Genomic DNA, 7,737 nt, shown 5'->3' with positions numbered 1-7,737 from the left:
ATGCCATGGCGGTAGCAAAAACAATGAAAAGAACCGCCATTAAACGGGTAGAAAAGAAAAACTTCTTAAACAATTCTTTCATCCTGGATGTTAAATTTGTATTCCGGAGGCAAAAGTAAGGCCTTTTTACGATTTAAAATTGTACTTGTGGTCTTAAAAAGTTAAACAAGTTTGTTAATTTTTAAAGGGAGCTTAACATTATAAATATTGTACTTTTGAACATGCTTTCAATTGTACTTATAGGCACGGGAAATGTTGCGCAGCAGCTTTATGCAGCTTTGGATAATAAAAAGGGGGTTAAAATAATTCAGGTCATAGGACGCGATAAAAAAAAATTAACCGCTTTTAAAAATTGTCCGAATACAGCAACAAATTTTGAACATATTTTAGATTCAAATATTTATATTATCGCTGTAAATGATGATTCCATATTCCCTGTAGCACAACATTTTAAAAATATATCGGGACTCCTTGTACACACTTCAGGAACCATACCTTTATCGATACTCCCACCATCAGTGAGAAGAGGTGTTTTTTATCCTTTGCAGACTATCAGCAAAGAGCGTAAAATTGACTTCAGCGCAGTACCAATTTGTATTGAGGCGGAAAATAGTGAAGACTATGATGTTCTCAAAGAGCTTGCAAATGCCATTTCTAATCAGGTTCAAATAATGACCTCTGATCAGCGAAAATTAGTGCATCTGGCTGCGGTATTTGTAAATAATTTTACAAATCATTTATATCATATTGGAAGCGAAATTTGTAATGAGGCTGAAGTTCCGTTTACTATTCTGAATCAACTAATTTTAGAAACAGCCAAAAAAGCAACTCAAACGCCGGTCTTAAATGCTCAGACAGGACCTGCTATTCGGAATGACAAACTCACTATGAAGCAGCAGTTAGAACTTTTAAATAATAAAAATTACCGGGATATTTATTCGGTGATAAGTAATTCAATTCAAAAAACCCATGGGAACAAGCTATAAAAAAATTTTAAAGGATATTACAACATTCGTCTTTGATGTAGATGGAGTATTTACCGATGGAAACGTACTAATTACCTCAGAAGGAGAATTACTCCGTAAAATGAGCGTAAAAGATGGATATGCTCTTAAAACGGCGCTCCAAAAAGGATATAATGTCTGCATAATCTCAGGGGGCACAAATGAAGGTGTGAGCATAAGACTAAAAGGGCTTGGCGTAACAGATGTTTATCTTGGGGCATCCATGAAGGAAGCGCCTTTAAAAGAGTATTTGTCCAAGCACAAGATAGACCCTGAAAATGTACTTTACATGGGTGATGACCTTCCGGATATTCCGGCTATGAAATTAGCTGCTATTGCGGCATGTCCGCAGGATGCCGTTCAGGAAGTCAAAGAGGTATGTAATTATATATCACACAGGCACAGTGGTGACGAATGTGTGAGAGATGTTATTGAGCAGGTCCTGAAAGTGCGTGGCGATTGGTATACTAATTTCAGCGCCGCCAACGACTAGTCCCATGCTAATTGAAAAAGTAAAGAAATTCCATATTATACTTGCTTCAGCATCCCCGCGAAGGCAGGAATTCTTTAGAAAACTTGGCCTGGATTTTGAAGTCCGGCTAAAGCCTGTTGATGAAATTTTTCCCGAACATTTAAAGGGAGCAGATATTGCTAATTTCCTTTCCAAACTAAAAGCAGCGCCCTTTCTGGAAGAGCTTAAGGCAAATGACTTGTTAGTCACCTCAGATACCGTTGTTTGGCATAAGGATACATTTTTAGGAAAACCGGCAGATGACGAGCAGGCCTATTTAATGTTAAAATCAATGTCTGGCCGCTGGCATGAAGTCATTACATCGGTTTGTTTCACCCGCACCAATGATCAACGATTGGTTAGTAGCAGTACAAAAGTAAAGTTCAAGGATTTGACTGACGAGGAGATCCGGTATTACATCAAAGAATATAAACCCTTTGACAAAGCCGGGGGATATGGCATCCAGGACTGGATTGGGTTAATTGGGATCGAGGAAATTAAAGGATCATATACCAATGTTGTGGGATTACCTACCCAACTGGTATATAAAACCATAATGGAGATGTTGGGTTGAGTGAATAACTTCAAGAATATGAGACTGTTGATTAATTTTGACCACAAACCTGTAAAAATCATACACTATTAATTAAAAATTACTGCTCTCAGTTATTGCACGTTCATTCCTAATCATTGAAATAATTATTAGTCATTCAGTCAGTGCCTTCACTAATAAAACATCCCAACTAAGTTTAAACAAATCAGCAGAATGCAATTTGCGTTACAGTGCATTTACCTATATGCTGCATAATTCTTTAATCAAATATTGAAATTCAGTAAAAATAGAGTGAACTAAATAATATTGGAGATGCCTTAGCCGACTGTGTAAACATATAAATTATTTTATCTTTGATTTTTAATTGAAGATCCATTAATCTTCGAAAATGAAACAGATTTTTGGGTGAATATTTTAAAAAGTTAAAATTTCAGTGCGAGATTGGTTTTATTGGTTTTTGGGGCCTTCGCGGTTCCCACGGATAAAACCGACACGAAGGCCGCGTATGGTTTGGGAGGATTATCGGCGAAGTCCGCCAATAATGCAATTCCTCCCTGAAAAAAATGATAGGAAAATGCGTTATAAGCTGATCATCAGAGCCGTGCCTTTTGGCCCTTAACTTTGTGTATAGTATAGACCAGGGGGAAGAGGTCCTGAATGGAAGCCGGACATTACCGCAGCCGAAACCTGTTGAATAAAATAAAGATTCGTTTTTAATAACAAATAGATCGTAATGATAAGGCCTAAGTTTCTCTTTATAACAATGCTTATGATGCTTCCTTTTTTTGGGATAACTCAGGATGTGATAATTGATTTAGAAAATATCTTAATCAGGAACGTAACTGTGATTGATCAGGAAAGAAAGTCTGAAGATGTAGTCGTAAGTATTCTAATTAAACAAGGGAAACTTAACCTGGTGACTAAGGATCAGATCGCTTTGAGCAAGGATGATATTGCTTTCGATGCCACCGGGGGATTCATCTTTGGTGAGCTTGAAGTAGGAAAACCGGCAGGGTTTATTATCCTTGACCAGGATCCGCGTATCAACGTTGACATAATACTCGACACAAAATCATATGCCATTTTTGCTGTTTCCAAAGGTAAAGTAATACTGAATACAATGGTGCGGATTGATGATGATGATATGCAAGGGCAGCTGAGCGGCTGGGAATCATATACATCTCCACCTTTGGCCTTGCCATTATCCTATCAAAATAATCGAAAATGGAATGTTTTCAGGACAAAACCTGTAACCGCTGTTCTGGGCGGGGCGATCCTGATGGAAAACACACGCTGGTTTTCAGATGACCCTGTAAATGAACAACAGGTAGGTGATCTCAGTGAATTTAAAGGAGGTTCTGTACGTGGGTTTCGGGCAGGTTTGGGCGGTACATTTAATTTTAAAAAGCCCTGGTCGTATCTCTTTACTTTTGGTACACGTGCCTTTGAGAGGGGATTTAGTGAAGATGATCTGAGCGAGTTTGTACTGTATGACTACCGGGTAGATATTCCTTTAGGTTCGGCTTCTTTAAGTGTAGGTAAAACCAGGGAAACGATCTCCATTTCAAGACTATCGTCTTTGATATATTTGCCAAGCCAACAGGAGCGTGCTTCCGTTGCAGATGGTCTTCTACCATCCAGGAATATAGGGATCACCATCAACAACAATTTTGCCAAAGAACGAATGACCTGGGCGGCCGGAGTATTTAACAACTGGTTTGAAACAAATCGATCGATTTCTGACAATCCCACCGTCTTTACCGGACGAATTACGGCCTTGCCCTACCAGTCGGAGGACGAAAGTAATTTAGTGCACCTGGGAATCGCGGGTAGGTATTCAAATGCGGCAGCAGGGATCCGCTACAAAACGAAAACAGAAATTTTTAGTGGACCTGTTTCGGTGGATACGGACTTGATTGATGATGCGGAATCTACCTTCCATTATGGATTAGAGCTGGCGTTGAGAAAAGGACCTTTCATTCTGGTAAGTGAATTTATTCAATCGAATGTCCGCTCATCAACTTTTAATGATCCGGTCTTTAAAGGGTACTATATAGTTGCTTCTTATACAATAACAGGGGAAATTCGTTCCTATAACAAACGCGGTGGGGTATTTAATAAAGTGAAGGTCGCAAATGGCATTAACACAGGAGGATGGGGTGAATTGGAAGTTTACAGTCGATGGTCATCGGTTGATATGACTGATCAGAGCATTGATGGAGGTGAAATGAATACTTTTTCAGCGGGCATAAATTGGTATCCTATTTCTGCTATTCAGGTCAATATAAACTACAGATATTCTACTCTCGACCGTTTTGGAGATGTTGGCTATAACAGCGGCTTGGTTTCACGCCTTGTGTTTATATTGGAATAATCGAAAAGTTTCGAATAAAAGAGTTAATAAAAAATTGGAAATCATAAAGAGTAGAATTAATATAAATCTTGTGGTGCTTCTCACCCAATTAGTTTACAAAACGTTAATGGAGATGGCAAGTCTGGAGTTTATGAGTAGTTTTGACCAAAAATAAAATACTATGAGAATACTTATCTCTAAAATACTACTTGCTTTTTTAATATTAGCTGCGCCATTCGTATTTATTTCCTGTGAAATAAAAGCTAGTTCAAAAGAAAATGCAATTGTTAACGCTGAAAGCCTGAAAAATAATCCTGAAACTGCAAAACCGAACCCACTTTCCCCGGAGTTTAAGGAGTATTGGTATGCCGGAGAAGCTGAAATCACGTCTTATAAGCTCGAACAGGCAAGGTATGGAGAACTCAGAGAGGGACATGCAGTTTTAATTTTTGTTACGGAACCATTTTTGGCAGATAAACAAGTTAAGGCAGATAGAAGCAATTCTGAAAATATTCAGGTACTAAAATTTAACAGTACAAAAAAATACTTTACAGGCATTTACCCCTATTCTATTATGAGTAGTTCTTTTTATCCGGTTCAGGACAACCAACACGCGGTGAAAATATCTTCATCTATTCAGGAATGGTGCGGACATGTGTATGCCCAATTGAATAACAGAGAAGATTTTGAGTATGAAGCGCACTCTTATTTTGAAGGTGAGGCAGATGAGGAATTTAAAATGGAAAAAAACATTTTGGAAAACGAGTTGTGGAACAAATTACGAATAAACCCTAATGGGCTTCCCCAGGGTGAGTTGCAAATTATTCCTTCATTAGAATATATCAGGCTAACTCATAAAGAGATTAAACCCTATAAAGCTATGGGCTCTCTTACTCAGAAAGGCGAGATGAGTTCCTATTCTGTAACCTATCCCGAATTAGAACGCACCCTTATAATCAACTTCAGTACTACTTTTCCCTATACAATAGAAAGTTGGTCTGATGAGTTTAAAAGTGGTTTTGGAGCAAATGCCAAAACTCTAAAGTCTAAAGCAACAAAGATTAAAACAATTACTACCCCTTACTGGAGGCAAAATTCAAACGCAGATATTGTTTTGAGGGAAAGTTTAGGTTTATAGAACTTATGGAAGAATTTATTGTAGATTATAAGAGTGAACTTTTAGCAACGGTTATCACCATAATAACCTTGTTTGTCTTAAAGTTTATTTTATCCAAAGCCATTCGTAAAGTAGGCAGCGTAAGCGACCTGAATAAAGCTCGCACCAGATTGATTATAAAATATGTCTCTTTTGGTCTAAGCGTTATTGGGATTGTAATAATCATATTTATTTGGGGAGTTAATTTCAGAGAGCTTGGTATTATTTTTTCCTCCATCTTTGCGGTTATTGGGGTTGCTATATTTGCGCAATGGTCCATTTTAAGCAACGTTACGTCGGGTATTATTCTTTACTTCTCTTTTCCTTTTAAAATAGGTGATCGAATTAGAATAATGGACAAGGAAATAGAGTACGAGGGAAATTACATTATTGAGGACATAAGGGCATTTAATATTCATTTACGAAATGATAATTCAGAATTATTAACCTATCCCAATAACCTTATGCTTCAAAAAGGAATTTTAATGGTGAATGTAACTGCAAATGAGAATCTTGATGAAAGTTAATTATTATAAGTTGTTAAAGAAGTTTTAAATAATGTCGCAGCGCTTCTAATCTTTCTATATTTGACCACCACCTTATAAAAAAACTATGCGTTATTATCTGGTACTCTTTATTGGACTATTTTTAGGTGTACAATCTGTTTTAGCCCAAGTACCAAAAAAAAGCACTTCCTCAGACATTTTTCATTCCTTGCAGAAATTAAATTTTTTGGGCTCTGCCTTGTATATTGCAGCGCACCCGGATGATGAAAATACACGACTGATATCTTATCTTTCAAACGAAGTTAAAGCCCGAACCGGGTATTTATCTATCACTAGAGGTGATGGAGGTCAAAACCTTATAGGTTCGGAACTTAGAGAACTCCTTGGAGTGCTACGAACAGAAGAATTACTGGCGGCCAGGGGAGTTGACGGGGGAGAACAATTTTTCACCAGAGCAAATGATTTTGGGTATTCAAAACACCCGGATGAAACTTTAAAAATATGGGATAAAAAGGCTGTTTTAGGTGATGTTGTCTGGGTCCTGCGAAATTTCAAACCAGATGTTATTGTAAATCGATTTGATCACAGAACACCCGGTTCAACCCATGGACATCATACTTCTTCTGCAATGCTAAGTGTAGAAGCCTTTGATCTTGCTAATGATAAAAATGCGTATCCTGAACAATTGGATAAAGTAAGTCTTTGGCAGCCCAAAAGATCGTTCTTTAATGTATCATGGTGGTTCTACGGGAGTCCTGAAAATTTTGAAAAAGCAGATAAATCCAAGATGATGAATTTAGATGTTGGGGTTTACTATCCTATGAGAGGTCTATCCAACAACGAAATTGCATCTATTGCAAGTAGTCAGCATCTAAGTCAGGGTTTTGGCAGATTGTCTGACAGGGGTAGTCAGGATGAATATATAGAATTGTTATCCGGGGACATGCCTAATGATACATCCAATATTTTTGAAGGAATTGATACAAGCTGGTCAAGAATAAAAGGAGGTGATGCTATTGGCAAAATATTGGTTTCTATAGAAGAGAATTTTGACTTCGTAAATCCCTCAATACACCTTGCGGAATTACTGGAAGCTCGCAAATTACTTGTTAATATAGAGGATGATCACTGGAAACATATTAAATTAAAAGAACTCCAAGATATTATTCTCGAAGTTTGCGGACTTTATCTGGAAGCTTCATCTGCAGTGTCAAATGCAGTTCCTGGCAGTAGTGTAAAGATAAATATTGAGGTCCTAAACCGAAGTAATACTGATATTTTATTTAATTCTGTTACTCTTGCGTCGGAATCTTATAAGCAGGATAAAATACCCTTAGCTAATAATCAAAAAAAGAACCTTGTATTAGATCTTAAAATACCGGAAGATCCGCCTTATACCAGTCCGTATTGGCTGGCAGAAAAGGGAAGTCTGGGCATGTACAAAGTAAATGATCCGCAACTAATAGGAAGTCCTGAAACCATACGCCCATTTCACGCAAGCTTTGAATTGGAATTTAACGGGTATTCTATGAAAATCGATAAACCTGTAATTCACAGATATTCAAGACGTGATAAAGGGGAGCTGTATGAACCTTTTGAGATTATTCCGGAAGCTACTGCCAGATTTGGTGATAAGGTATTAATCTTTGCTGAC

General features: G+C 37.6%; 7 protein-coding genes. All 7 read left to right on the top strand.

Annotation, left to right across the window (positions count from 1 at the left end; all coding sequences use genetic code 11):
• Window positions 1-221 precede the first annotated feature (221 nt).
• Window positions 222-986: a Rossmann-like and DUF2520 domain-containing protein gene (locus tag WBN20_RS03840; RefSeq protein WP_424280763.1), complete on the top strand. Its 765-nt coding sequence runs from the start codon at window positions 222-224 to the stop codon at window positions 984-986.
• On the top strand, window positions 970-1,497 hold the full coding sequence (locus tag WBN20_RS03835; protein ID WP_424273199.1) for a KdsC family phosphatase: 528 nt from the start codon (window positions 970-972) through the stop codon (window positions 1,495-1,497). The genes WBN20_RS03840 and WBN20_RS03835 overlap by 17 nt, the downstream gene beginning before the upstream one ends.
• Window positions 1,498-1,501: 4 nt before the next feature.
• Window positions 1,502-2,089: a Maf family nucleotide pyrophosphatase gene (locus WBN20_RS03830; protein ID WP_424280762.1), complete on the top strand. Its 588-nt coding sequence runs from the start codon at window positions 1,502-1,504 to the stop codon at window positions 2,087-2,089.
• A 748-nt stretch (window positions 2,090-2,837) separates the two neighbouring features.
• The gene (locus WBN20_RS03825; protein WP_424280761.1) at window positions 2,838-4,442 is read left to right on the top strand and encodes an OprO/OprP family phosphate-selective porin; all 1,605 of its coding nucleotides are present in this window, start codon (window positions 2,838-2,840) and stop codon (window positions 4,440-4,442) included.
• A 160-nt stretch (window positions 4,443-4,602) separates the two neighbouring features.
• On the top strand, window positions 4,603-5,559 hold the full coding sequence (locus WBN20_RS03820) for a septum formation inhibitor Maf (protein WP_424280760.1): 957 nt from the start codon (window positions 4,603-4,605) through the stop codon (window positions 5,557-5,559).
• 5 nt (window positions 5,560-5,564) lie between these two features.
• Complete coding sequence (locus tag WBN20_RS03815; RefSeq protein WP_424272085.1) at window positions 5,565-6,104, top strand: mechanosensitive ion channel domain-containing protein; 540 nt, start codon at window positions 5,565-5,567, stop codon at window positions 6,102-6,104.
• An 85-nt stretch (window positions 6,105-6,189) separates the two neighbouring features.
• A partial coding sequence (locus tag WBN20_RS03810; RefSeq protein ID WP_424280759.1) for a PIG-L family deacetylase occupies window positions 6,190-7,737 on the top strand: 1,548 nt, incomplete at its 3' end.

Origin of the sequence: Eudoraea sp. (assembly GCF_049665975.1) — a bacterium.
GTDB lineage: Bacteria > Bacteroidota > Bacteroidia > Flavobacteriales > Flavobacteriaceae > Eudoraea.
The sequence above is the reverse complement of the archived record's forward strand: the minus strand, read 5'-3'. Positions and strand labels throughout refer to the sequence as shown.